The organism is uncultured Shewanella sp. (genome assembly GCF_947495455.1).
Classification (GTDB): Bacteria; Pseudomonadota; Gammaproteobacteria; order Enterobacterales; family Shewanellaceae; genus Shewanella.
This window is the reverse complement of the sequence record NZ_CANLZC010000001.1, coordinates 52595-72583: the sequence shown is the minus strand read 5'-3', so window position 1 is coordinate 72583 and position 19989 is coordinate 52595. Positions and strand designations below refer to the sequence as shown.

Genomic DNA, 19989 nt, shown 5'->3' with positions numbered 1-19989 from the left:
CACAGGGCAATGAAGAGAACATATGGCTATGGTGCAAAAAAAATGGTGGTGAATGGATATGAAACATTTCAGGACTCCCGTTCACGAGTAAAAGCGTTTCGTGATCGGGAGAAGGACGCTAGCGCGTCAAGAGCAAAAAACTAACCTAAGTGAAACAGCATGATCAAAATAAGTGAAAAGAGGGTCAGGGTCAAACCATGCAATAGTGTTTAAACCCTGTTTAAATCGCTCTGTATGCCACGAACGGCGATTAAGGTATACCATTGCATGATTTAGGCTCAGTCACGGCTTAAAATGCGTTTTATTCACACTTTTATAATACCTTGCTTAAATGCTGATTGAGCATGCCCATGATCTCAACCCGCTCGAACGGGGCCAGCCCTAAAAATGGCCGCGCTACGATATTGGCCTCATCGCGCCCCAGTTGATGGGTGGCAGCGTATTCAAGCGGGCTGCCCAAGCGAAAGTGAGTGGCAGCTAATTGATAATTTAAGGTATCGGCCAGTGTGCCGGACTCAGTTAAAATGCGATCGGCGCGTTTTTTCGTCAGCAGGCTGTCGGGGCTTAAGGGCTGCCAAGGCTTACCGTCGGGGGCTTGTTGATCGATAAAGCGTCCCTGCGTGCTTTCCAGCAAATACTCGGCAATGTCCCCCAGTACGGGATTAAGGTTTTGCCCTTGCTTGAGTAGCTTATTGAGCGCCTTGGCGACTTTGATCTGGCCTCTGGCGGTGATGTCTATGTGGGCACCTGCCATTAGAGCAAGCCTTTTTCTTGGGCCTCATTAAACTCTGAGGCAGTCATATTGTCGGAGGCAGACAAAAAGAAAGCTTCGTGTAATTCGTTTATTTCGCCGTGATCGGGATCGGTTTTCACTTTTGCTAACTCATGATATTGCGCCAACACTTCAAGGGTGATGGGCTGCTGTAATAATTCAAATGCCTGCTCTAATCGAGTTTGATCTTGGCTCTGATCTTCGGTCATGGTCTATTGTCCTGTCGCTTGATGAGCAATGGCCTGTTTTAGCGTTTGCTCTATTAAAGTATAGAGGGTTTCATTGTAATTTTTTACTTGCATTGGAGCCAGCATATAGGCGGTAAACCATTCGGCGAAATGCTCTTTGTGATTGGCAAAGCCATATTGGCTGACGCTGCCGTGAGCCATTAAATCGGGCTGCTCTGCTTTAAAATGCACTTGATGGCCTATTTCATGAAGCCAAGTGGTTAACACTCTCGCCGCCTCACTGATTTGCTCAGTGGCAGCGCTCACGCTCCAATAACGGTGAATGGGATCGGTAGTCTTACCGCGCACATAAAAACGTCTGGGGCCATCGTTATTCATGGCGGCAAGCACTACCTTGTCTGCCGCTTGCTTAACCGCTTGCATATCCATACTGGCTAATTGCACATTGGCTTTGGCTTTAACCACCACATGATCCCAGAGCTTGGCCGTAAACCCATTGACTCGGCTCGCATTACGCGTGTAATAGCGTCCTCTAGCCTCATAGGCAGATAAATCTAAATAATCCGCCACATCTTGGACAATGTGATTTGCCTTCTTGCCTCTACCCATTTCCGCCTGTTTGACGAATAAGGTTTTAGTTTGCTGCTTTGCTAAAAACTGCCCTAATAATGCCACTTGAGCAGCGCTGTCTGTGCTCGCTAATGCATCAAGACTTTGATTTAAGCCATGAACATTCACCCCCTTAATGGTGGAGTAAGCCGATGGCACAACCCGCTCAGGGGGCGTAAAAGGCTTAGCCGCTTGCTGGCTTAAGGCCGTTTGCTTAATCAGGTTCTCCCTTTTACTGGGGGCATAGTCAAAGCCCGGATCTATGCCTTTAGGGATTTGATGGGTTTCGCCTGTGGCCTTGTCTGTCCAGTCATAAACGCCATCTTTCGGCGGCTTAGTCACGGCTTTGCCTGCTCTGGCCAGCGCCTGACCACTACGGCCACGCACACGGCATTTACAACCCCAACCATTTTGCGGCATGTGGGTTTGCCACCATGAATGCTCTTTGGGCAATAGGGTGCCGTGCCATTTGAGGTGCATTTCTCTAGGGTAGCGGCTATCGCCGTGCTGGTATTCCCAATAATCGAAAGACTGCAACTGCTCATAGCGGCCCGCGTTATAGCTTTGGCGCACATTAGTGTCATAGATCACACTGGCACGCCAGTCGCTGCTACCTGTATGCTGCCAGCCATGCTGAGCCACAATCTGGTTAAACTCCCGTTTAAACCAGGTTAAGCTGCGCCCTTCAGCAATAGCATTATCCACCGCGCGACGAAAATCATTGAGTAAGTGATCTTTTAGCGCGCCCGCCACCATAAAGCTCTGGTTATGCCCCGTTTGCCAAATGTCATTCCAACGTTCGCTAGGCACATTGAGCTTAGCGCGAAAAAAGGCGATAGCCTCTTTAAAAGGTAAACTGCCGTAGTTAACCACCATGGAACACCTCGGCTTGTTCGGCCTTATTAGCCTCTGCCTTTTTCGCCGCCCGTTTGGCTATAAAGGTGTAGCCATATACTAGGCCCCCTCGACAATTAAACACCGCCACTTTTTGAGGGCGATGGATAAACGCCAAAATTCCTAATTGCGATTTATGAGACGGTTGGTGTATGACCCCAAAGCCAATGCAGGGATAACGGTATACCCAATAGCAATCAATCACTAATGCAGTCAAGTAACGGCCCATATAATAAGCGCAGCCATATAACAGCAACAAGATCACCACCGCGATAATGAGTTCAAAATAAGTCATGCGTCTTCCTCCACTGCCGCCTCTTCCTCCACCGCGTTACGACCCGCCAGCTCTGCCGCCACAAAGGCCATGCGCATCACCTCACTGGCATCATCTAAGGGAAGGTCTAATGTTTGCAGCGCACTGGCAATGGCTTCGAGGCTATCCGCGCTATCCACTATCTGTTGGATCTGCTCGATATAATGGTTAATCACAGGTGACATCACATGTTTAAGCTGAATGGCGAACACATCGGCAATGTCCAGCTCGCTCTCGGCCTGATTTTGGGATTGAATTACGCTTGGCGCTTTGCTATTAGCCGCGAGAGCCACTAGGGCTGCCTTGTCCTCGCTATCGGTTTTATTAATAGGCTTGTTGCTCTCGCTTGGCTGCGTCGTTGCGCTAAGCTGCAAAACGGCTTCCCCTTCGCTTGGCTCAGGAATGCGGGTTTTATCGTGTAGCCATTTTTGGGGTACTTGCATGCCTAAGCTGACAAAGGTTTTCAGCGGCGCGGCCAGTTTAGTGAGATCTTCCCCGTCCTGAGTGTCAAACACAAATCGAGGAGCACGGCGCGGGCTGGTGTGACTCTTGCAATTGAGGGCATACAGAGGGTAAACCAAATCACGGCTTAAGGTTTCGGCGAGCTGGGCTAAGTCGCTATTGCGCAGCTCTTCTCGCACCTCATTGTGCACATTGCCCAGTGCATTGGTGGAGCTTTTCCCGTCCGCCTGACTCGTGAGCGTGCCGCCCAGAATCACTTTGGACATGGTTTTTTCGCCCCATTGGATCATCAAATCAAAGGGATCGGCATGGCCATTAGCTGCGGCGTGAAAGTCCATCACCATGCCTTTTGGCATGATCCCTCCAGCGTTATGGCCAATGCTGGTCACGGCTTGCAGTAGCGCCCGTTTTTCATTATTTGTGGCCCCGCTGGGGTATTGGCCAATCCTAAGCGGCAGGCCATAAATCTCTAAAAACTCGGCTAAGTCGCGCACACTGTAATTTTTAAAGATAAAGGGCCACACTAATTGACGGATTAAACCTGCGCGGCCCACATAGCCAGACTTGGCCGCATGCACATGGTTGATCCAGCCGAACGCTTGCAGCTCTGCCCCTTCATAACCACCATCGCGCAGGCGCAACTCATTGCGGCGCTCGGGGTGTGTCATAAACCAAGCGGGATCCCGATACTCAGGCACATTAACAAACCACTCGCGGCCTTTCCGGCTCCATGTTAATTCATGCAGGCTAAAGCCTTTTAACATGGCATCGGCCATGTTTTTAATTAAGGTGGGTAAAAAGTCGGTATCAAATAGCATTTCGCTTAAGTATTCGGTGTCTTTTATTTCTGCGGCGCTGGCATTGCGCGGCGGTTTTAAAAAATGATCGACACCTAATAGCGCCCGCTTGCGCTTGTCTAACTCTGCATATAAGTGGCCGTCTTTTTCTTCTAAATCTTCCGCCAGCTCACACTGGGCAATTAAGTCCCCTTGCTCAGCCGCCAGCAGAATTTCCGCCGCCCGTGCAGGCGTTAATCCACTCGACGGATGCTCGCTAAAGGTGCGTTTAAGGCCCACCAAGCGCACATCATCGGTTTGATACTCGCTAGCGGCTTGCCTCTCAAAGGGGCGACCGAATCGATCCACTATTTGCTTATCTTTATTCACTCGTTCTTGCATTGTCTTATCCTTTTACCAGCAGCCTTGGTGATGACTGAAATCTTGTGCGTCATCTTGTTCATCGTCACACACTTTGGCGTTGGAATCGCCATGATGACGATGTTGACCGTGATGATGACCGTAATGTTGATTTAGTGGAATGGCAGTAAACTCGATGGGGCCGCCGTCAAAACTGGCAGCATAGATCATTAAAAATAAACTGATAGCCGCATCGCCATGGCGCTCTTTCTTCTCCCCTGTTTTACCGTCACTTAGACGGGGCGTACCCCGTTGATTAATCTCAAGCGCTCGCAGGTCTTGCATAGTGTCGTCATCACGAGGCACAGTAATAAGACCGTCCTCAAAGTGACTCTTAAAGCGCGGCATTTGTTCGCGGTAAAAGCTCTCGGTGAGCATGACGCATTCGATTATCTCGCTACCGTACCTGTCTTTGGCATATTCTGCTAAGGATGAGCCATTGCCTCTGGCATCCAGCGCCGCACCGCGAAAGCGCGGCAAGCGATCACAAATAAAAAATAAAATCTGCTCTTGCTGCCTAAAGGGCATGTTTTTCAATTCCACTTGCAGCTTGGTTTTAACATGCAAGTCGCTGGCTATTTCCCCGATATCAAATACTGTTAAATCCCCGGTACGTGCAAAATCTTCACCAAGGCAGTGAGCTAAATCAGGGTTTAAACTGTCTAACACTGGAGCTAAGTGCTCGTTGCACCAATCGGCTATTTCATCGAAACGTAAGTGCTCGGGCCAATGGCCAAAGGCGGCGTCTTTTTTAAGGCGAACAATGGGCACAGGTTGCATGCAGGACTCAATGAGCGCGCGGTTTAAATATGCCCCACCGCCAGACTTGGGCACACAATAATACTCTTCTTGAGCGTCCTCTTTGGAATGAGTGGCTTTAAGTAGCCCGGCCTTCCAGTCATCCTCAGCCCCTTGGCTCCACTGGATGCCCCGTATTTGACAAATACGTTGATACAGGCCCTCGGCGCAGGCATCATCGAGTGTAATACGGTGCACGCTATAGTCTTTTTTACCCGCGCGGCTATCATTAATCAGCTCATTAAAGACATTCTCGATGCCATTGTGAGTACTAATGAGGCGCACCTTAGCGCCCCACATGGTCAGCGCTAACGCCGCCTTAAGCACTTCTGGCAACTTTTCGTGAAACGCCGCCTCGTCGATAGTGACATTGCCTTGCATGCCTCGCAGATTCGAAGGATTAGAGCTGAGGGCTTGAATTTTATAGCCCGATGCAAAGTGAATGGTAAAGATGAGAATTTCTTTGCCATCTTGGCCATCATCAACAAAAACACTTTCTTCAATTTCGCCTGCGGCCTTATTAAAAATCTTGGCCCACATGGCAGCGGCGTCGATAAACTCCCGCGCCATCTCTTTTTGTGAGCCCACATAAAAATGATTGCAACCGCCTTGGCCACGGGCGGCACTGGCACACAGCACAGCATCAGCGGCCTCGGCCCAGGTCAAGCCCGTGCGGCGAGACTTTTCGGCAATTTTGAGCTGAGAATCATCCGCAATCCAGCGCTTTTGATAACCCAGCAGCACCTCTTTTGAGTTAAATACACTGAGTTCATTGGCTGACTCAATGGGGGTTTTGGTTTGACCAATAACAACGTCATTCATGGAAGGCACCTTTATTTATTCCTTTATCGGTTTGGGCTATTAACATATGTTCAGCCAGCATAGTGTTGAGCTGTTCGGGTTCACTGATAATCATGTCATCAAGCAACTTGACGGCTTGGCCCAATAGCACACAAGACGCCACTAAAAGCAGAAAAACACTCATGGCAATAAAGGTATAAGTCATTGACGGGGCAAACAGGCTAAGCAGCACAAGATACCAACTCATGCCACAAGCAAGGCGGCTTATTCTGTAATAGCGCCGTACATTGGGCAGGGCCACTAACTCGTCGATCAGCTTAAAATAGGGCGTTTTAATCCACTGAGGTAACCATTGCATCCATTGCATCACACACTCCTTATCAATTGAGTTAACGGGTTTTGGGTTTAAAGGGGTTAGACGATGCCTAAAATTTCACTTTTCAATTCGGCCACGGCTTTGGCGGTCAGCCCCTGAGTTTTCGCCACTTTTTCAGCGGTTTTGGCCGCTTCTTCGGCAAAGGCGCTACGAATGTCTTTTTCCCGTTTGTGGCTGGCCATGGCAGCAGATTCAAGGCGCTGCACCGCCAGCATGGCATCTTTAATCATGCCCACATCGGCGGCCTCGCCGTTATCATCTTGATTAAGCAGGGCTTTAAACAGCTGGCTGCGTGCCATTTCCAGTATGAGCTTGGTCACTTCCCCTGTGGGTTTGTCGCCTAATTCGGCCGTCCAAACCTGCGTGATTTCCCGCATTTCTCGCAGGCTTTTGCCTACTGCCTCCATTTTGCTGGCGTAGCGATTAAGGCCAGCGCGGCTGAGCTTTTGACTGTCATCGAGTCCCGCCGCACTAATGAGGCCGTTAATCTCATCGAGCAAGTCCACTTGCAGAATAGAGCCGTCCCGCAGGCCTGCATCCAAGCGACGACGGATATCATCAGGCAACAAGTCCACCTTTGAGCGGCGACCTCTTGTTGAGCTAACAGTATTAGTGTTTTCGGTCACTGTGTTTCTCCTGCCCTTCTTGTTTCAACCAATCCAGCCACTCTTGATAAATCTCTTGGATCTGTGCTTGCAGCTCTTGATGGGCGGTAAACACACGGGGGCACTCTTTCATCATCTGACGCCGTAACCCTTTGGTATGGGACGATAACTCGGCATCCTTTTCCCATATGCCTTTATGCAATTTATCCAGCACAAACATGTCAGCGATGAGCCTGATACCGTCTTTTTCACCTTGGGTTAATCGTTTTCGATTACGGCGAGTATGATTGTGAGGGGGTTGTTTTTTAATGGCCATATGCCGTCCTAGTATTTAACCTATTCATTAGTGCTGGCGTTCATCACTGTTGGGCACTAAGCGCGTGATAGTGACACTCTCCAAGCCTCTGGCCTCTTGCTCAAACATGCGCAGTACATTGAGTAATAACAACGGGTTATCAAACATCATTACTTGCTCCTATTGCTTACTTCTACTATCTACTTCTACTGTCTACTTCTAAATGGCGCTGGGGCGTTTAATGCCCGGCACATGTGCCCGCCCTTCGGCCACATCTTGGCCACGAGCACTGAGTTTGGCGACTTGGGTATTACCCACTTGCTTTAGACTGAGCAAACCTTGCTCGGCTAACCAAGCCAGTTGTGTACGCAATGCATCGCGGCTCACATCTAGCCCATAAACATTGAGAGAGTCTTGCAAGATGGACTCATTTAAATCAAAGCCCGGCACCTCGTGTAACAAGCGCAGAACGACTAAGCGTTGGTGCTCACTAAGAATTTGTTGTATTGCCATTACTTCCTCTTAACTCATTTTCTAATAACAGATCGGTTTTGCGTTCAAGGCGTGAAATACTGGTTTCAATGCCTTTTTGCGACTCAGCGACCGTGGCCGCGAGCGCGCTGATGGTATTGTCGAGTCGGCGCACATCGTCAATGCTGGGTAAATGCTCTATATCCTTTTCAATACGAGTAAATTTTTCACTAAGCGCATCAACCTTAATGGTTAGCGCCTTATGCTCTTTACGAGTGGAAAAATTGACTGTGAGCCAAGCCACAAAGCCTGCGAACGTCAGCGCCGCAAGGGCTGACAATAATTTAAAATGGTTATTAACAAACAGACTGACTTCATCCATGAATCGCCTCATATTGCTCTCCGTGAACCCGATTGAATGGGAACAACTGATTCATAGACGTGGCCCTTTAAATCGGCTAAAGGCGTCGGCTGTGCGCAGGCCCATGTAAGTTAATAGCGGAGTCAATAATATGCTGGCCAGCTCCCAGCTTGCCCCGTCACTTTTATCCAGCACCGCGCACAATTCGGTGATAATGATGTACAGCGCGCCGCTGTAACCGCTAAAGCGGGCCATTTTGGGCCGCGTTTGCCGCACATATTCGCCGCTGGCGTTATCGCCATTTTGCACGGTTGCTTGGGTTTGTTGGTGCAAAATCTCGCTCGATTGCAATTGCCGTGCCTGTACATCCGCTTCAATGCGTGCCTGTTGCACCTCCAGTTCGTTAGCGATATTTTGCAGCTTGAGCAGGTTTTCACTGGGCATGGTCTTGAGCGCCTGCTCTAGCTCCATTTGTGGGTGATTTGTTTTGGTGACGCGCTCGGTCAGCTCGGCCACGTTGTTGGCCACAGCAGCGGTGTTATCATCAAACAGGCCACCGATACTCCGTATAAGCCCGGGGCCAGATTGAATGAGGGTGGTGGCAAGGGCGGCGAGTGTTAGCATGCTTGATCTCCTGTTATCTTTTCGGCGGTTAAAATGTCAACTAAGGTGACGGCGTGCCATCCCTTGTTAAAAAAGCTTTGCCTCGTGGCGTGATGGCTGTATAAGCTTGGTGGTAACGGACATTTGATCAGCTCGGCTAAGGGGGCGAGATTAGCCGCTCTTAACCTAGTAAGACGCGTCAATTCAGCCTGAATACGTGCGAGGCGTCCGTCTTTCATGCATTGACGATAAACGCGGCTTTTAATTTTTCTGGCCATCCATCACTCCTCCTGTACCGTCAAGCTTGCCAGTCTGCAAAATGTGCGCGTGGTGCTGTGCGCGCTCAGGGGTTTGCTTGGCCCAGCGGCTATCAAGTGCATGCTCGGCGGCCATCACATAATCGCCAATGCTGAGGGATGCAAGCATATTTTTAAACAAACTCAAGCCTTTGACGCCTAACTGATAGGCCATAGATAACAGCACAACTTGGCGAGGGATATTTTGCTCCATGAATACAGCAGCAAGGCTGGAATAACTATCTAACTCATTGAGGCGCTGGATAATGCCGTGTTTAAGCCATGCCCGAGCGGCAGGCTCAGGCAGAGTGAATTTAAAGTTAGTTAAGGACTGGTTTTTCTTGCCGATGCGCTGACCATAGCCAATGGTTGGATAGCCCTCAGAGCAGTGATAGGGGGTATCACGAAAGCCCTCTTCGGCGGCGATAAACTCGCACGCAACGTTTATTAGTGACGGAATAGTAGGCGTGTAGGGGGACTGCTGGGCGTAGCGTTGCTCGTCGTAATGCATATAATGACTCAAATGTGGAATGCTGAGTCTATGATGCAAAAATAAGCAGAGGGTATGGATAGGAAAGGTTTCGGGACTCCCAACCTTGAAAACAGCACTCAAGGTTGGGAGAAAATGACGCTGGCGCGTCAAAGCATAAGACTGGGCTTAAAGCGGGTTTAACTTGGGATTAAATGCGGTTTAAAGAGAGATTAAAACAGAGTTAAACCACGTTTAAACGTCGTGCCATCGCCACTATGACGTGCACAAAGGCCCACCAACACAGGCTGATTAACAATATCCCAGCGCTATATGCTGCCATGATCGGATTAAACTCTTTTTTAATGATCCCCAGCTCTGATAAATACTCATTAGGCACTTCAGCCCAGCCCAGTTCAAAGAACATAAACAGGGCAATAACTATGCCCATCATCGCGATGAGCTGACCTAAAAAATTAAAACAGTCAAGGGCGGTAACATCATTGGTTGGAGATGAAGCGGGAGTCTGTTCAGGTGGTGTTTGAATGGGCTGTGACATGGGCCGTCCTGGCATTTGCTTTGCTGTATTTAGGTGAATAACATTAGCACAAAAATACAGCGTAACAAACAGACGGCTTCTCTTAGAAAAGTTTTCGTTGTTTGCGGGCGACGAACGCGGCTCGCTGCTCGGCGATGATCTGGCTCACGCGGCGCTCGGTGAGGCCATAGCTACGAGACAATAACTCTAAATTATTACCTTTAAATTCCCGCCAGATTTGAATATCCCGCAGGGCATCTTTAAGGCGCTCCCCGTTGGGAATATACACATCCCGGCCCCCTAAGTAAGTGCTCAAACTGGTGGCCAGCGCTTCGCTTAACATCAACGCGTTATTCACTTTGTAGCCCTCCAATGTAACTCGCATTAGCTCACACAGACTTTGCAGTGTTGACGGCCAACGATGAATAAAATCTTTACGCTCATCCTCGGTCAGGCTTTGCAATACGGCTAGAGTTTGCTCTAACTCCTCGGCGCTGCTGGGCACTAAGTCCAACTGCTTATCTTGACTCTCGCGCCCTATGTTATTTTGACCCATGAGCACCTCCTTGTTGATCGCGCTTTAACAGCTCACGCTTATGCCAATTCTTGAGGCTTTCAAGTACTTTGTAGGCTTGCTCAGGGTTAAGCCAAGCCACACTGTCTACGCCCTTGGCAATATCGTTAGTGATGTTGAGTCGAGCACTCATGCGGCGCACATAACTATCAAGGGCGGTTTCGCTGCCATCGCGGACGATATTTTGTTTAAACATAGTGATCCAAATGGCGCGAATTTTATCGATTTCGGCCACCTTAGCTTTGCCGCCTTTGGGGCTTAAACGCCCTGTAGCGGTTTGTTTACTCGGGCTTTTATAAGGAGTAAAACCTTTTTGTTTAAAGTGGGTTAGCACTTGTTCTAGCTCGCCCAAGCTCATGGCTCTAAGTGAGTCTTTGCCAGCACAGCTTTTCAGCATAGCGCGGTACACATACTCGTCGATGTTTAACTGCTGCTTAGCGATGTTGATCAAAGTGATTAACCGCCGCTTGGCGGGGTTTTTCACTTTGACTCTAACGGGAACTTGTGAATCTGTTTGTGGGTCTGTTTGGGGACTGAACGGGTAAGACATGATTGATTATCCTTATCTTGTGTGTGTCGCTTGTTTGCCATCTCTTGTTTGCCACCTCTTATTCGCCAATCTGGGGCCGCATAACGGTTTAAGTAATCGATGGCCCATGCGCGGCGGGCTGTTGGGGTAATGGTTTTGGCTTGCTGGCTATTTTGGCCGTAAAAAGCGCTGACATAATCAATCAACGCCTCGGCGTAGGGTGTCAGACTGACACCCTCTGCGTTAGTCTTGGCCTTAGTCTTATCGGACTTAGCCATGGCTCGCGGGCTTTTGGTTATTGTCAGTCTGTTTGTCAGCGCCTTGGCTTTGGTAGCCCAGACTCACCAACGTAAGGGCTTCGAGCTTGCTGTACTGACGTTTCAGTGAGCCAAACTGAGGAAAATACGGCTCCAACCATTCGCGTTTTTTATCGATATTAGGAAACCATTCCTTGGCTCGACGCTTGCCGAACCCTTTCAGTAATTCCGCTTTTTTCTTAGCACTGTACAATGCTTTACTGCGCTTACGCCAAACCTGTTGCGCAATGGGATCAAGGGGGTCTGCGTAACAAAGGCCGTGATTAATACTACCGTTAATAAACACTAAAATACCTAAGCGATTTTCAGCAATAAACTGCTTCTCTAAGTTGATTTTTGTGCCATTTAATAAGAACTCGACGCGGCCAAACACGCCGCTCATCTCCTTTTCGATTTGTTGCCACTGCTCGACAGTGATAGCGGCTGTGATACTGGCGTTAGTTGAAATTGTCATGGTCATCATCCTTAAAGTGAGCTGATATCAAGGGGGAGCTGCTGGTATTTACCGTTGTTTTTACGCTCGTAAAGGCGCAAATACTCACAAGTGCCCGTTACCTGAATGGCATCGGCAATGGCCTCCATGGCCGTTAACCACTTTGCATCATCAATATTCAGTTGGCGCAGGCTCAGCACTTGATTGACATTAATCCGGCCTTGTTGATCCACTCTAAAGGCATGATCTACCATAGCCATTAGCCTATCATCCGCCCCGCCCGACCATGAATGAATACACTCATCGATTAAGGCTTTGGCGGTCTGAATACGCTCATCAAACACGCGATGCTCACCAATAGCACGGCGCACTTGGTAGCGGCCATCAAAGGAGGTGAGCACCACATTGCCCTTACTGCCACCATATTTGACGCCATATTCGCTTGCCGAGAGATCCACAAAGTCGGTGAGTTGCTGCTGGGCCTGCTGCTTAAAGCCTTGCATAGTCTCACGCAGGGCCTGCGCTTGTTGCACGATATTGTGCACCAGATCATCGCGGATCAACTCTAAGGGCTTGATTTGACTTTCAGGCACTAAATGGCCAAGGGCGTTCTTTCTAAAGCCTGAGGGGGTTTGAGTCTCTTGTGTTGCTTGGTTTTCGATGTTGTTCATTGTTTTTCCTTAAACGGTTTTGTTATGGCTAAATCAGTGCAGTTGTGGGCGAGGTGGCGCGATATTGTGTGTCTGTGCTGGCTCTTTTGCTGACTCTTTTTTGACCCGCGCCAGCATTTCATCACTTAAGCGCGGAATAATGGTATTGAGCATGTCGAGCAATTTAAGCGCCATATCATCGCTCAGCTCACGCTGGCTCTCCTCATTGATCTCAAAGGCGGTTTGCCCTTCTAATGCTGGGCCATCAGTGGTGTATACCGTGTTAATTTCTAAAGTGATTTTTGCCATCAATATTTACTCCAGCAAACTGTAATGCCGTTAAATTGGGTCGCTAAACGCGTGCGTAAGCCGTGGCTGTCGCGCTCGGTGATTTCCACCGCCTTATCGATAAAGTCTTGGCTGGGGTGTTCAATACAGATCACCCTGTCGCTATGACTGCTAAGCACTTTCATGCCCCTAAGGGCTAGCGCGGCCACAATGCGCGCCCGTTCGGTATCAACGGCCATAGTGTTCTCCTTTTTCTTCTTTGGCGAGCAAGCGGTTATAACGCACAGCCAGGCTTTGCAACTCGGCTTTTAACAGCTTGACGAGTTGCGAGAGACCGCCATCGTCGCTGCGCACTTGCCGCTCAAGCCTGCCGATAGTGGCCTCAAACTTATACGTTGAAGCCATTTGAGCTTGCTGGGCCTTAGCCTCAAAGGGTTTAAAATGCTGATTGACAGGCTGAGACGAATGGGGGCAGCCCCCTCGACACGCTCGGTATAATTTCAACCGTGTTGGATGACTGGTCAGCGTATTGCGCTGATGTTTATCGCATTGATGTAAGGGGATCTCCCCCATGATTGGGCACGATACGGTTTTGGCCATGTATGCCCCCTCAACTAACGCTTGCATACGGTTTAAATCACCGGGGTATTTACCGTTAATCAACTGACTCACCACAGTTTTAGAGACCCCTAACTCATTGGCCACCGCCACTTGGCCACGGGCCTTGGCCTGCTGGCTTAAGATTGTCGTCCATGTCATTTCGCGGCTTCCTTATTATTAAAGGGGTAAAAGACTTGCTGATTTTGATCCCATATGCCGTTATTACGCACTTGGGGCGCTAATCGGCCAGAATTACGGATTAAGCGATAGTGGATACACTGGCCTCTAGGTCGCCCTTTGCGCGGATTAAGGGTCTTTAAATAGCCCGCCTTAACCAATTGCAATAAATAGCGATAAATGAGGCCTGATTTCACGCTGGTTGTGGTCATAATGAGGCGTTTATTGGCCTTGTTATGAATACGCAACACGTTCCAGACTTGCTGCCTGTCTGTGTGTAATTGACTGTTCTGTTGAGCAGGTTTAACCACATGTAGCTTGTGTTTATTAGCGACTCCCTGCTTAGCTGCACCTTGCTTGGCTGTTAGCCCTTTATTCTTTGCTGTTAGCCCTTTACTCTTGGCTATTAGCCCTTTATTCTTGGCTGTAGGCACCTCACACGCCGTAGCCAGATTTATATTGTTTCCCATAAAGTAAAATTCCTTTTATTATTATAAAATTAACGCTTTCCTTGGTGTATTCCATGGTTAAGAAACAACTGCCCATCGCCCCAAATTTCTTTATCCACATAAGGCTGATCATTGACCTTGGCAAAACGTTCGATTTTCTCCAGTGCAATCAATATCCGCCGCACTTCGCCCCCTGAGCGCACGCGAATATAGTCCAGTAAATCCTCCCCAACACTTATCCCATCTTCCAGTAACTCTGTGGCAAACATGTGCACGTCTTCCGCATCGGCGGGCTGAAACTCTACCCACTCACTGATACGATTAAAAAACTGCTTGCGATGACTAATACGGCGGGCAATTTCTTCCATGCCGATTAAAATGACTGGTTGCTCTGTGGCGTCGTAAATATCTCGAATGGTTTCCATCGTTTTGGCTTGGCCGACAATGTGATCCGCTTCATCGACAAACAGCGCAATTTGCTGCTCATTCATAACATTAATAATAAAATCAACGGACTTACGCAGAGGATACAAAGGCTCACTGCCTAGCTCCTTGGCCACACGAGCAAGAAAAGAGCTGGGCGTGTCGGTGGCGCAACAACGCACATAAATAGGTAAACTGCCACCGCTGGTTAACTGGTTAATGATATAGGCTACTGTGGTGGTTTTACCGTTACCCGCTGGGCCGTGGATCAGGCCGCACCCTGGAGTGATTTGACTGCGCCCCAGCAAATTAGAAAACATGTCTTGAGTGCGCAAAACGTTTTTTACTTCTACGGTTTTATATTTCATAATAATCCCTCATGTTGTGAATAAGGCTATGTCTATAGCCCAATGTGATAGGCGGACTCAGCGAACTTGGCGGTGGGCTGAGTCTGCCGATTTCAAAACCCTGTCTAGACGACTTCTCTGTAATACATTGTTTAAACGATATTGTTTAAGCCACTTCTCCTCTGTTTGGGTTAATGTTCGATTTAATGATTCTTTGGTTAACATCATGGCTTTTTCGTGATCGGTGCGGACTATATGGCTTTCATGCTTGGCGGCCCGCTGTTTACGCTCAGCCATTTCAAGGCGTTGACGTTCAATCATGGCTAACTCGTTGGCGCTCAATGAGTCTTGCCTACGCTGGCTGCCCGCCTCTAACCCTTTGATGCTGGCATTGTTATGTTCTACGGGGCGCTCGATATGACGTAAGCTATCGTTCAGGGCCTTTTTCTGCGCCAGTTCATCGGCGTATAAGTTGTTAATGCCAAACTCTTCTTGCAACTTCTTCGCGGTTTTGCGCATGACGGCCAAGTCTTTTTGCGCTTGCTTGCGACGTTCGCGATATAGCACTGGGGATATACCGTTATTCACTAGCTCGTGGTTTACCGCTTCAACATAGGTCTCAAAGCCCTCGATGGGGTATAAGGTGGCGCGGCCAATATCATTGGGATCCACAAAGACGCGCACTTTTTTACGCTGCCAGGCGACTTCCATCAATTCTGGCGCGGTATATCTAACATTGCCTGCCCGAACTCCACCCCGCGCCACTGTGCTGGTGCCGATGTAATTAAGTAGATAATCAAGCACATGCTCATTAGTGATGGCGCGCTTTTTGTAGCCACTTTCTGCATACAGCTCAAAAGGTGTTTTTTTGCTTTTATCGTGGGGGACGTGGTTATAATCAAACTCAAGGTAATTATTCAGCGCCTCTTGTAACTGGTGCGGCGTAAGAGCCAAGCCTAATCGCTCCGCCTGCACTTGCTTTTTACCGTCACCAATACGCATAGCAAAGGTGTGCATGGCCTCAATTTGCTGACGATCATTCACGCTATGGCCGATATAACCGGGCATTTTTTCCATCAATACGCGGCTCATGGTGCCAAAGAAGCGCTCAATAAAAGGTTTTTCCCAGCCTGAAAAGGCCGCCGCCCGCGATTGTTTAAGCTCTAGCATCTCAAAAATCGTGGTGGTGCGTTTTGACACATAATCGCTACCATTGTCCGTACGCATAATGGCCCCCTCTTCGGGAATGCCCCACTCAAGCAAGCACTTACGCAGCAATAAACAAATCGCTTCGCTATGTGATGCAGGCGAGACAATCAGCTGCACGCGACGGGTATACACATCGATAGCCGCCACAATGCAGTGGCGTTTGAGCTTACCATCCACATTTAACTCAACATCGGTGGGGGTAGAATCAAACTCCCAAACTTGGTTCGGGCCATCCACTTGCGGGTACATAGTGCTAAATAGCGGCCTGTATTTGTCGGTGTATTGAGTCGGATTAGTGATATACGCCAATGCCACCTCATTTTTAGCCGCATATTGAGCAAGCCAGCGTTTAAACGAGCCGATAGAGGGCAATTCCCAGTTAAATTCAGCCGCCTTGACTAGCGCCATTTCCCGCACTTTTTTGGGCTGATTCAATAAATGGGGCTTAGCTGTGATCAGCGCATTGATAAACTCATTTAACCTGTGCTGAGTGTCTATTTTGTTGGTGTTGGGACTCTTTCTTTTATCAACCAGTCCCATGATCCCCTCTTTCTTATAAGCCGCTTGCCAGCGGTAAAGAACAGGGCGAGTTACTTTGGAAATAATCGGATAAATTTCAGCTACACTGCTTAACTCATTATGATTAAAAGCATTAATAAATGCCTCAATTCCTAGCTTTTTATTTCCTGCGGCTTCGTAAGGTATTAAATAAGAGCCTAAAGCCTGTACTACTTTCTCCTTAGCTTTAGCCTTGTTTTGAACACTTTCAGACAGGCCCATGAAGCGCTGCATAGCCGTGGTTTTAGCCGCAAAAGCGTTTTTTCTTTCTTGCTCTCGAATTGCACCGTCTTTTTGTACGAGATGAGCGATTGATACATTTGTTTCTAAATTGATATCATTAGTACAATTAACAATCATGAATGATTGAGTTTCAGCAGGTAATGATTCTATATAGTATTCTTTTCCTCCACCTTTCCCCTGCCGCTGTCTACTTTTCCAATTTTCTTTTGATGCTTTATAACGCACCCCCTGCACTGTATTAGGCATATGTGGTTTACCCAATAATTCGCTCGGGGTAAACCAGTTATGATTCATTGCTTTCCCCCAACAAATCGAAATCTATAGTTTTACTTAATTCTTCAATGATTTGACGTGATAGTGGACGTTTAGGTTTTCGCTTTTTAGAAGGCGCAAAGGTCTGAATAATATCGAGTACAGTCCTTGGGTGGTATCCATGCTCTATTGACCATTTTCGACTATTTGAGCCTTGCGCCCTGAGAGCTGCATGAATGTGATCTGGATCATGTATTTTCATTTTACTATTCCATGTTAATATATGTAACTTACGCAATGCGCAACTAACCATTTGCGCGTCTTATTGGAAAGGTTACGATCTTATTAGACGGATTTCAAGTTTTGACTGAGATTATTTAACCTAAAAAGATAATTAAAAACTAACTAACTGATAAAAAAGTAAAATAGGCAATCAGATAAGTGAATAAAAAAACTGGAAAGCAGGTATCGACGTCACAAAAAGAAGTCGAAAACTTCAATTTACGTCTAAAAGAACTGATAGGCGATCAAAGTATCAGCTCTTTTGGTCAATTAATTGATGCATCTGAGGGCGGTATCAGAAAGTGGCTAAATAAGACATCTAAGCCATCTTTTGACAAAGTAGTTAGAATTGCAGATGAATGTAAAGTAAATCTTGAATGGCTCGCAACGGGAAAAGGTGAAAAATACAATAATAACAAATCATTAGAATACTGTGATGAATACGCCTATATTCCTGTATATAATGTGACAGTCAGTACTGGCCATGGCATTTATAGCAAAGATGAAAGTATTACTCGTCACCTCGCATTCCGAAAACGTTGGCTCCAATTTAGAAATTTAACACCCTCTGATCTGGCAGTTGTCTATGCCAGCGGAGATTCAATGGAACCTACAATACATTCTAACAATTCATTGTTAGTCGCCACTAATCAAACATCACTTAAAGATGGGTGTATTTATGTGTTAAGAATAAACGATGACCTTTTTGCTAAGCGTCTACAAAAAGGGCTTGATGGTTCTGTTATTTTAATCAGTGACAATAAAGAGTATGAAAAACAAAGAATTGAAAAAGATAAAATAGAATTACTGAATATTATTGGAAAAGTCGTTTGGATTGGAAAGGATCTAAATTAGATATAGCGCCAACTTGGATGGCATTAGATTTTAAACTCAAATAAGGTATTAAGATTTTGATCGTACATACCAACATCTCGACGCAAAATCGGCGCTTTTCGTCCAGTATTAAAAGTCGATTTTAAATGAAAATAGTCACGCTGTCCGCACCTTTTTTCATTACCTACTGTTTTATTTACTCTTTTTCTCATGAGATAACCCGCTCGCTCTAAATTTCTTAAGTAAGCATTAATGCTTTTAATCGATGCGGATGTGGTTAATTCGATTTGTAAATTGGTGAAATGCCGATGAACACGTATCGCGTTCCAAATAGTTTGCTGACCAGGGGCTGATTGATTGGTTATTTGATTATAATTCCCCTTGCCGACTCTAGCCTTGGACGCATCCACGACACGATATACATAGGGTCGCCGATGAAATCCTAACCCATCGATAATCGCCACAGCTTCTTGTTTAACGAGTTTATTGATAAAAGTGCGGCATTGTTCCAATGGCATACTTGACTCATTGGCTATCTCAGAGACTTCAAAAGCATCTCTTTCAAGCATCAAATTCCATGCGATTTGAGTTTTGGATAATTCAGGCATATAAATACATCATATTTAAAACATGAATGAATTATGGCATTAACAACTATTCTTACAACTTCGGCTAATTTCAATAAATCTCATTTCATCCGATCTCTTTGGCAATATGAGGATAATCTGTCTCATTTCATCCGATCTCAACAAAGAATATGAAATTTTAATCTTCACAGCTTCAAACCCGCATTCACACTGGAAAATCTCAGCAAATTTCATCTAATCTCGCTTATTCTCGGTTTCTCATTTCATGTGGTCGGTTACAAGAGTTCGCATGAAATGATGTAGCGGATCGCCCAACTTTGGAAAAGAAAACGGCTAACTCTGGAAATTTCATTTTTACTAAGTTTAACAATTAAGTTGTATTTTTTCATATAGTTAAAATAAATACTAAAGCAAAAACCTTTATATTTACTTTCTAGTTAGTATTGCCTCCTTATTGGTTTTAATGACTTTATCTTATTGATTTATAGTTATATTACCTAACTAGAAAGTAAATCTTCCAACTAGAAAGTAGCTTTCTAGTTAGCGTACTTAAACTAGAAAGTAAATTTTTCTCTTTGTTATAAATTTAAACACACCTCCTTGATTAATTTACCATCAAAAGCCGTTTAATGTGAGTTAAACGGCTTTTTAAATCGTCATTAAATCATCTTCAAATCGTGATTAAACAAGTTAAATCGTGGTTATCTCCGTGCTTTCTGTGGCTGTGCTGTACTCGTCTAAGGTTTTAAGGTAAGAATACGCCGCCTCTCTGGGGGTCATGTCTATGTATAACTCATCCTGTAGCTGATCGCGCGGTTTGGGAAAATAAATCGGCGGGTTTGGGAATTGATACTTTAACAGTTAATCTTTATTTTTTATTGACTATTCAATTAGATAGCTTAGGTTTATTACTCTACAACACTCAAAATAGTTTATATTCTCAGCGGTTGCTTTATGTCCTCCATGTAAAATAACACATTGATATAAAACAAAAATAAAGAATATACACCAAGGTAGTGAGAATATGAACTCGGTTAATATTCTCCTTTAGAGAAAATAAACCAAATTTATTTTAATTACCTTCAAAAAATACAAACACCTTATCTTTTCACTGTTCAATTTACCATCAAAAGCCGTTTAATGTGAGTTAAACGGCTTTTTAAATCGTCATTAAATCATCTTCAAATCGT

Annotated in this window: 30 protein-coding genes; 1 reads left to right on the top strand and 29 read right to left on the bottom strand. The window is 46.5% G+C overall.

Annotated elements, in window-relative coordinates; translation table 11 throughout:
• Positions 1–313: 313 nt before the first annotated feature.
• The 28 genes from Q0791_RS00475 to Q0791_RS00340 all read right to left on the bottom strand — a co-directional run bounded on the left by Q0791_RS00475 (position 314) and on the right by Q0791_RS00340 (position 17358).
• Positions 314–754: a phage virion morphogenesis protein gene (locus Q0791_RS00475; protein ID WP_299001776.1), complete on the bottom strand. Its 441-nt coding sequence runs from the start codon at positions 752–754 to the stop codon at positions 314–316.
• On the bottom strand, positions 754–981 hold the full coding sequence (locus tag Q0791_RS00470) for a hypothetical protein (protein WP_299001774.1): 228 nt from the start codon (positions 979–981) through the stop codon (positions 754–756). The genes Q0791_RS00475 and Q0791_RS00470 overlap by 1 nt, the downstream gene beginning before the upstream one ends.
• Positions 982–984: 3 nt before the next feature.
• Positions 985–2445 carry a phage minor head protein gene (locus Q0791_RS00465; RefSeq protein WP_299001772.1) on the bottom strand — a complete coding sequence of 487 codons (1461 nt, stop codon included), beginning with the start codon at positions 2443–2445 and terminating at the stop codon, positions 985–987.
• The gene (locus Q0791_RS00460) at positions 2435–2758 is read right to left on the bottom strand and encodes a hypothetical protein (protein ID WP_299001770.1); all 324 of its coding nucleotides are present in this window, start codon (positions 2756–2758) and stop codon (positions 2435–2437) included. Before Q0791_RS00460 ends, Q0791_RS00465 begins: the two co-directional genes overlap by 11 nt.
• Positions 2755–4416 carry a DUF935 domain-containing protein gene (locus Q0791_RS00455; RefSeq protein ID WP_299001768.1) on the bottom strand — a complete coding sequence of 554 codons (1662 nt, stop codon included), beginning with the start codon at positions 4414–4416 and terminating at the stop codon, positions 2755–2757. Before Q0791_RS00455 ends, Q0791_RS00460 begins: the two co-directional genes overlap by 4 nt.
• A 12-nt stretch (positions 4417–4428) precedes the next feature.
• On the bottom strand, positions 4429–6054 hold the full coding sequence (locus tag Q0791_RS00450; protein WP_299001766.1) for a terminase family protein: 1626 nt from the start codon (positions 6052–6054) through the stop codon (positions 4429–4431).
• A complete protein-coding gene (locus Q0791_RS00445) occupies positions 6047–6400 on the bottom strand; it encodes a hypothetical protein (RefSeq protein WP_299001764.1) in 354 nt (117 codons plus the stop codon). Before Q0791_RS00445 ends, Q0791_RS00450 begins: the two co-directional genes overlap by 8 nt.
• 47 nt (positions 6401–6447) lie before the next feature.
• The gene (locus tag Q0791_RS00440) at positions 6448–6975 is read right to left on the bottom strand and encodes a DUF3486 family protein (RefSeq protein WP_366942479.1); all 528 of its coding nucleotides are present in this window, start codon (positions 6973–6975) and stop codon (positions 6448–6450) included.
• A 43-nt stretch (positions 6976–7018) separates the two neighbouring features.
• Positions 7019–7330, bottom strand: coding sequence for a hypothetical protein (locus Q0791_RS00435; RefSeq protein ID WP_299001760.1), 312 nt, complete (start codon positions 7328–7330; stop codon positions 7019–7021).
• A gap of 27 nt (positions 7331–7357) precedes the next feature.
• Positions 7358–7480: a hypothetical protein gene (locus tag Q0791_RS00430; protein WP_299001758.1), complete on the bottom strand. Its 123-nt coding sequence runs from the start codon at positions 7478–7480 to the stop codon at positions 7358–7360.
• Between the two features lie 48 nt (positions 7481–7528).
• Entirely contained in the window at positions 7529–7822 is a 294-nt protein-coding gene (locus tag Q0791_RS00425) for an ArsR family transcriptional regulator (RefSeq protein ID WP_299001756.1), read from the bottom strand.
• Positions 7800–8174, bottom strand: coding sequence for a DUF2730 family protein (locus Q0791_RS00420; RefSeq protein ID WP_299001755.1), 375 nt, complete (start codon positions 8172–8174; stop codon positions 7800–7802). Before Q0791_RS00420 ends, Q0791_RS00425 begins: the two co-directional genes overlap by 23 nt.
• A gap of 39 nt (positions 8175–8213) precedes the next feature.
• Positions 8214–8765, bottom strand: coding sequence for a hypothetical protein (locus Q0791_RS00415; RefSeq protein WP_299001754.1), 552 nt, complete (start codon positions 8763–8765; stop codon positions 8214–8216).
• A complete protein-coding gene (locus Q0791_RS00410; protein WP_299001753.1) occupies positions 8759–9022 on the bottom strand; it encodes a hypothetical protein in 264 nt (87 codons plus the stop codon). Before Q0791_RS00410 ends, Q0791_RS00415 begins: the two co-directional genes overlap by 7 nt.
• Positions 9006–9551, bottom strand: a complete 546-nt coding sequence (locus tag Q0791_RS00405; RefSeq protein ID WP_299001752.1) for a lysozyme — start codon at positions 9549–9551, stop codon at positions 9006–9008. The genes Q0791_RS00410 and Q0791_RS00405 overlap by 17 nt, the downstream gene beginning before the upstream one ends.
• Positions 9552–9753: 202 nt before the next feature.
• On the bottom strand, positions 9754–10068 hold the full coding sequence (locus Q0791_RS00400) for a hypothetical protein (RefSeq protein ID WP_299001751.1): 315 nt from the start codon (positions 10066–10068) through the stop codon (positions 9754–9756).
• Between the two features lie 82 nt (positions 10069–10150).
• Positions 10151–10603, bottom strand: coding sequence for a Mor transcription activator family protein (locus Q0791_RS00395; protein WP_299001750.1), 453 nt, complete (start codon positions 10601–10603; stop codon positions 10151–10153).
• Positions 10590–11171 (bottom strand): gp16 family protein, encoded by a 582-nt coding sequence (locus Q0791_RS00390; protein WP_299001749.1) that lies wholly within the window; start codon positions 11169–11171, stop codon positions 10590–10592. The genes Q0791_RS00395 and Q0791_RS00390 overlap by 14 nt, the downstream gene beginning before the upstream one ends.
• Positions 11102–11428, bottom strand: a complete 327-nt coding sequence (locus Q0791_RS00385; RefSeq protein WP_299001748.1) for a hypothetical protein — start codon at positions 11426–11428, stop codon at positions 11102–11104. The genes Q0791_RS00390 and Q0791_RS00385 overlap by 70 nt, the downstream gene beginning before the upstream one ends.
• A complete protein-coding gene (locus Q0791_RS00380) occupies positions 11421–11921 on the bottom strand; it encodes a hypothetical protein (RefSeq protein WP_299001747.1) in 501 nt (166 codons plus the stop codon). Before Q0791_RS00380 ends, Q0791_RS00385 begins: the two co-directional genes overlap by 8 nt.
• 11 nt (positions 11922–11932) lie before the next feature.
• Positions 11933–12571 (bottom strand): DUF3164 family protein, encoded by a 639-nt coding sequence (locus tag Q0791_RS00375; protein ID WP_299001746.1) that lies wholly within the window; start codon positions 12569–12571, stop codon positions 11933–11935.
• A 33-nt stretch (positions 12572–12604) separates the two neighbouring features.
• Positions 12605–12859 carry a hypothetical protein gene (locus Q0791_RS00370; protein WP_299001745.1) on the bottom strand — a complete coding sequence of 85 codons (255 nt, stop codon included), beginning with the start codon at positions 12857–12859 and terminating at the stop codon, positions 12605–12607.
• Positions 12859–13077 (bottom strand): hypothetical protein, encoded by a 219-nt coding sequence (locus Q0791_RS00365; RefSeq protein WP_299001744.1) that lies wholly within the window; start codon positions 13075–13077, stop codon positions 12859–12861. Before Q0791_RS00365 ends, Q0791_RS00370 begins: the two co-directional genes overlap by 1 nt.
• Entirely contained in the window at positions 13067–13597 is a 531-nt protein-coding gene (locus Q0791_RS00360; RefSeq protein ID WP_299001743.1) for a helix-turn-helix transcriptional regulator, read from the bottom strand. Before Q0791_RS00360 ends, Q0791_RS00365 begins: the two co-directional genes overlap by 11 nt.
• Positions 13594–14085 (bottom strand): hypothetical protein, encoded by a 492-nt coding sequence (locus tag Q0791_RS00355; protein WP_299001742.1) that lies wholly within the window; start codon positions 14083–14085, stop codon positions 13594–13596. The genes Q0791_RS00360 and Q0791_RS00355 overlap by 4 nt, the downstream gene beginning before the upstream one ends.
• 29 nt (positions 14086–14114) lie before the next feature.
• Positions 14115–14855, bottom strand: coding sequence for an ATP-binding protein (locus Q0791_RS00350; RefSeq protein WP_299001741.1), 741 nt, complete (start codon positions 14853–14855; stop codon positions 14115–14117).
• A gap of 57 nt (positions 14856–14912) precedes the next feature.
• Positions 14913–17138, bottom strand: a complete 2226-nt coding sequence (locus Q0791_RS00345) for a DNA-binding protein (protein WP_299001740.1) — start codon at positions 17136–17138, stop codon at positions 14913–14915.
• Complete coding sequence (locus Q0791_RS00340; RefSeq protein ID WP_299001739.1) at positions 17128–17358, bottom strand: hypothetical protein; 231 nt, start codon at positions 17356–17358, stop codon at positions 17128–17130. The genes Q0791_RS00345 and Q0791_RS00340 overlap by 11 nt, the downstream gene beginning before the upstream one ends.
• Before the next feature lie 179 nt (positions 17359–17537).
• Here Q0791_RS00340 and Q0791_RS00335 point away from each other — a divergent pair, with 179 nt between their 5' ends.
• Positions 17538–18233, top strand: a complete 696-nt coding sequence (locus tag Q0791_RS00335; RefSeq protein ID WP_299001738.1) for a helix-turn-helix transcriptional regulator — start codon at positions 17538–17540, stop codon at positions 18231–18233.
• Positions 18234–18256: 23 nt separating this feature from the next.
• On the opposite strand, the gene Q0791_RS00330 is transcribed toward Q0791_RS00335, so the two are convergent.
• Entirely contained in the window at positions 18257–18820 is a 564-nt protein-coding gene (locus Q0791_RS00330; protein WP_299001737.1) for a hypothetical protein, read from the bottom strand.
• Between the last annotated feature and the right edge of the window lie 1169 nt (positions 18821–19989).

Coding starts and splice junctions, on each gene's coding strand:
- Q0791_RS00475 (WP_299001776.1), bottom strand. CDS start 754: ATGGCAGGTGCCCACATAGACATCACCGCCAGAGGCCAGATCAAAGTC.
- Q0791_RS00470 (WP_299001774.1), bottom strand. CDS start 981: ATGACCGAAGATCAGAGCCAAGATCAAACTCGATTAGAGCAGGCATTT.
- Q0791_RS00465 (WP_299001772.1), bottom strand. CDS start 2,445: ATGGTGGTTAACTACGGCAGTTTACCTTTTAAAGAGGCTATCGCCTTT.
- Q0791_RS00460 (WP_299001770.1), bottom strand. CDS start 2,758: ATGACTTATTTTGAACTCATTATCGCGGTGGTGATCTTGTTGCTGTTA.
- Q0791_RS00455 (WP_299001768.1), bottom strand. CDS start 4,416: ATGCAAGAACGAGTGAATAAAGATAAGCAAATAGTGGATCGATTCGGT.
- Q0791_RS00450 (WP_299001766.1), bottom strand. CDS start 6,054: ATGAATGACGTTGTTATTGGTCAAACCAAAACCCCCATTGAGTCAGCC.
- Q0791_RS00445 (WP_299001764.1), bottom strand. CDS start 6,400: ATGCAATGGATGCAATGGTTACCTCAGTGGATTAAAACGCCCTATTTT.
- Q0791_RS00435 (WP_299001760.1), bottom strand. CDS start 7,330: ATGGCCATTAAAAAACAACCCCCTCACAATCATACTCGCCGTAATCGA.
- Q0791_RS00430 (WP_299001758.1), bottom strand. CDS start 7,480: ATGATGTTTGATAACCCGTTGTTATTACTCAATGTACTGCGCATGTTT.
- Q0791_RS00425 (WP_299001756.1), bottom strand. CDS start 7,822: ATGGCAATACAACAAATTCTTAGTGAGCACCAACGCTTAGTCGTTCTG.
- Q0791_RS00420 (WP_299001755.1), bottom strand. CDS start 8,174: ATGAGGCGATTCATGGATGAAGTCAGTCTGTTTGTTAATAACCATTTT.
- Q0791_RS00415 (WP_299001754.1), bottom strand. CDS start 8,765: ATGCTAACACTCGCCGCCCTTGCCACCACCCTCATTCAATCTGGCCCC.
- Q0791_RS00410 (WP_299001753.1), bottom strand. CDS start 9,022: ATGGCCAGAAAAATTAAAAGCCGCGTTTATCGTCAATGCATGAAAGAC.
- Q0791_RS00405 (WP_299001752.1), bottom strand. CDS start 9,551: ATGCATTACGACGAGCAACGCTACGCCCAGCAGTCCCCCTACACGCCT.
- Q0791_RS00400 (WP_299001751.1), bottom strand. CDS start 10,068: ATGTCACAGCCCATTCAAACACCACCTGAACAGACTCCCGCTTCATCT.
- Q0791_RS00395 (WP_299001750.1), bottom strand. CDS start 10,603: ATGGGTCAAAATAACATAGGGCGCGAGAGTCAAGATAAGCAGTTGGAC.
- Q0791_RS00390 (WP_299001749.1), bottom strand. CDS start 11,171: ATGTCTTACCCGTTCAGTCCCCAAACAGACCCACAAACAGATTCACAA.
- Q0791_RS00385 (WP_299001748.1), bottom strand. CDS start 11,428: ATGGCTAAGTCCGATAAGACTAAGGCCAAGACTAACGCAGAGGGTGTC.
- Q0791_RS00380 (WP_299001747.1), bottom strand. CDS start 11,921: ATGACAATTTCAACTAACGCCAGTATCACAGCCGCTATCACTGTCGAG.
- Q0791_RS00375 (WP_299001746.1), bottom strand. CDS start 12,571: ATGAACAACATCGAAAACCAAGCAACACAAGAGACTCAAACCCCCTCA.
- Q0791_RS00370 (WP_299001745.1), bottom strand. CDS start 12,859: ATGGCAAAAATCACTTTAGAAATTAACACGGTATACACCACTGATGGC.
- Q0791_RS00365 (WP_299001744.1), bottom strand. CDS start 13,077: ATGGCCGTTGATACCGAACGGGCGCGCATTGTGGCCGCGCTAGCCCTT.
- Q0791_RS00360 (WP_299001743.1), bottom strand. CDS start 13,597: ATGACATGGACGACAATCTTAAGCCAGCAGGCCAAGGCCCGTGGCCAA.
- Q0791_RS00355 (WP_299001742.1), bottom strand. CDS start 14,085: ATGGGAAACAATATAAATCTGGCTACGGCGTGTGAGGTGCCTACAGCC.
- Q0791_RS00350 (WP_299001741.1), bottom strand. CDS start 14,855: ATGAAATATAAAACCGTAGAAGTAAAAAACGTTTTGCGCACTCAAGAC.
- Q0791_RS00345 (WP_299001740.1), bottom strand. CDS start 17,138: ATGAATCATAACTGGTTTACCCCGAGCGAATTATTGGGTAAACCACAT.
- Q0791_RS00340 (WP_299001739.1), bottom strand. CDS start 17,358: ATGAAAATACATGATCCAGATCACATTCATGCAGCTCTCAGGGCGCAA.
- Q0791_RS00330 (WP_299001737.1), bottom strand. CDS start 18,820: ATGCCTGAATTATCCAAAACTCAAATCGCATGGAATTTGATGCTTGAA.